Source organism: Blautia sp. ZXY-1-C6, from assembly GCF_056339875.1.
On record NZ_JBWJVQ010000089.1, the window covers coordinates 1 to 3171 of the forward strand.

The window sequence follows — 3171 nt, forward strand, 5'->3', positions numbered from 1 at the left end:
GTTCAAATCTCAGATTTTCAGATAGGATTTAATTTTCTCCTCATGCAGTTCTTCTCCAATCACGATCAGGACCTCCTGTCCTACATGAAGCGGTCGGATTGTAATTTCATTCTTCGTAGCATTTAATTCAATCCACTTCCGTCTATCGCACTCTGCCCATGCAGATAGTCCAGAACCGTCTTCGCTGTCACTGTCTACTCTCATAAATCCCTTCATCCGGAACACACGCCCGCATTCAGGATCAGACAGAATCTTCTCAGCTGCTTCCCGCAGCTCCTTCTCAGTCATCTTCACATTCATAAAGTACAGAGAAGTAAAGGCATCCTCTGCCTCAAACTCCGGTTTCCTGTAGCTTGCCATCACATATCCACAAGATGCAATCCGGTCAAAGTCCTCTTTCGACATCTCATCCCAATTCTTGTGGATAATATTAACTGTATCCACATCATCCATTTCACAGCAAAATCTCCTGCTGCAATGAACCTTCTCCAACGCCTGATTCACATGCTCAATCGTACCCTGGATTTCCTCGGGTGATGCGTCCTGGCTCTTGCTCATCACAATGCATCCGGCATCTGCCACCTCAGAAGCCAGAATGAAATCCGCCTCCTCTGACAGATCACGCTCCAGCTTAGAATCCACAATTGCAATCACATTCCCAATCTGATACCAACGGTTTAACGGCTCCTCATGAAGAATATCAAAGAACTCATCCACATCAAAAATCCCAGACGGCTCCACGATCACACGGTCATAACCGCACATACCCATAGCAATCAGTTTCGTCTTAAATCTCCTCCTGTGGCAGTCCTTATCACACCCTCCTGAGATCATCTCCAGCTCACAGTTCTCTCCCATCAGATCCTGAAGCAACATCATATCCACATTCACAGCCCCGTAATCATTCTCCAGAATCCCAATATTATTACCAGCATCCATCAGATACTGCGCATACTTCCTGATAAACGTCGTCTTCCCTGAACCAAGAAAACCAGTGATCAGATCTATCTTTACCATCGTATATCTCTCCCTTGCTGCTGCATAATTTTTCTTTTTTATCCGTAAATCGGAACTTCATCATCTGTAATCCACATACCTGTACGATCATAGCATTATAACGCAGAAAACGCAACGCCCGCAAAGAAAGACCACAATTATTCATGTTCTGAAATAATTGCAGTCTTTCTGATAGTTCCTTATGACAATTCCAGCTTACCGGTATAAAGCTGATAATAAGTTCCTTTTAACTTAATGAGGTCTTCATGGTCGCCTCTTTCAATGATCTTTCCATGATCCAGTACGATGATGGCATCGCTGTTTCTGATGGTTGAAAGTCGATGGGCGATCACAAATACAGTACGGCCTTTCATCAGGTTATCCATACCTTTCTGTACGATACTCTCTGTACGGGTATCAATACTTGAAGTTGCTTCATCCAGGATCAGTACAGGCGGATTGGCTACTGCTGCTCTTGCAATGGAGAGAAGCTGGCGCTGTCCCTGGGACAATTCCTCACCGTCTCCGCTTAACATGGTATCGTAACCTTTTGGAAGCATTTTGATAAACTGGTCTGCATGAGCCAGTCTTGCTGCCTCGTATACTTCCTCATCTGTGGCATCCAGTTTACCATAGCGGATGTTTTCTTTAATAGTTCCTGTAAACAGGTGAGTATCCTGAAGTACGATTCCCAGAGAACGTCTCAGGTCGTCCTTCTTAATCTTGGTAATGTTGATTCCATCGTAACGGATCTTACCTTCCTGAATATCGTAGAAACGGTTGATCAAGTTTGTGATTGTTGTCTTTCCTGCACCTGTGGAACCTACGAAAGCAAGTTTCTGTCCCGGCTTGGCGAAAAGACTGATGTCTTTCAAAATAACTTTGTCCGGGTTATATCCGAATGTAACGTCTTCAAAGCGGACATCTCCAGTCAGTTCTGTATAAGTAACGGAGCCATCTGCAGAATGTGGATGCTTCCATGCCCACATGCCTGTTCTCTCTTTGCATTCTGTGATATTGCCGTTGGCATCCTTTCTTGCATTAACAAGTTCTACGTAACCTTCATCCTCTTCCGGCTTCTCGTCAATGAGCCTGAAGATACGTTCTGCACCTGCAAGTGCCATAACAATGGCATTAAACTGCTGTGCCACCTGCATGAATGGCTGGGTAAAGCTCTTGGTGAACTGTAAATAGGAAGCCATAACACCGAGGGTGATGCCGCCCACACCTGTTACAGAGAGAAGTCCCCCAAGTACTGCTGTCAGTACGAACTGCAGGTTACCGATGTTACCGATCACAGGTCCCATCATGTTTCCGTATTTATTGGCGTTTGCAGAACTCTCGAAGAGTGCTTCGTTGAGTTTGTCGAATTCTTCTTTTGATTTATCTTCGTGGTTGAAAACTTTTACCACACGCTGACCATTCATTCGTTCTTCCACGAAACCGGTCACATCTGCCAGAGATACCTGCTGACGGATGAAATATTTGCCACTGTTGGAACCAATCTTACTGGTAACCTTCAGCATGATAAAGATGATCACAACTGCCAGAATTGTAAGCAGCGGACTTAACAATAACATGGAAATAAAGGTAACCACGATCGTAAACAGCGCCATCAGCGCCTGCGGGATCGCCTGGCTGATCATCTGTCGCAGGGTATCTGTATCGTTGGTATAGAGGCTCATGACAGATCCGTTTGTATTCTGGTCGAAATAGCGGATCGGAAGAGTCTGCATATGCTCGAACATATCATCACGGACACTTTTAAGCACACCCTGACCGATATAAACCATCATTCGGGTATAAATAAATGTGGCAATCACACCAAGTGCAAAAATACAGCCAAGGACTGCAAGTGCCTTATAGAGTTCTGCAAAGTTCGGATCTGTCTGTCCGATCAGCGGGATGATAAAGTCATCCAGCAGAAATTTCAGGGACAGGGATACTGCAATACTTGCTGCGGAACTGATAAAGATGCAGATAAATACGATGATAAACTGTATCTTATGGGTTCCTGTCATATATTTCAGAAGTCTTTTGGCAGTTTGGATGGTGTTCTGATCTAATTTTTTCTTCTTATTCATCGTCTCCGCCTCCTTTGACCTGTGATTCATATACTTCTCTGTAAATATCATTTGTCTTCAGCAGTTCTTCTGAAGTACCCACACCTGCGAT

At 44.4% G+C, this 3171-nt stretch carries 2 protein-coding genes; both read right to left on the minus strand.

The features are described 5' to 3' along the window. Positions 1-9: 9 nt before the first annotated feature. Entirely contained in the window at positions 10-1017 is a 1008-nt protein-coding gene (locus AC075J_RS03405) for a GTP-binding protein (protein ID WP_173681570.1), read from the minus strand. A 179-nt stretch (positions 1018-1196) separates the two neighbouring features. Continuing rightward, entirely contained in the window at positions 1197-3080 is a 1884-nt protein-coding gene (locus AC075J_RS03410) for an ABC transporter ATP-binding protein (RefSeq protein WP_008705260.1), read from the minus strand. Positions 3081-3171 lie beyond the last annotated feature (91 nt).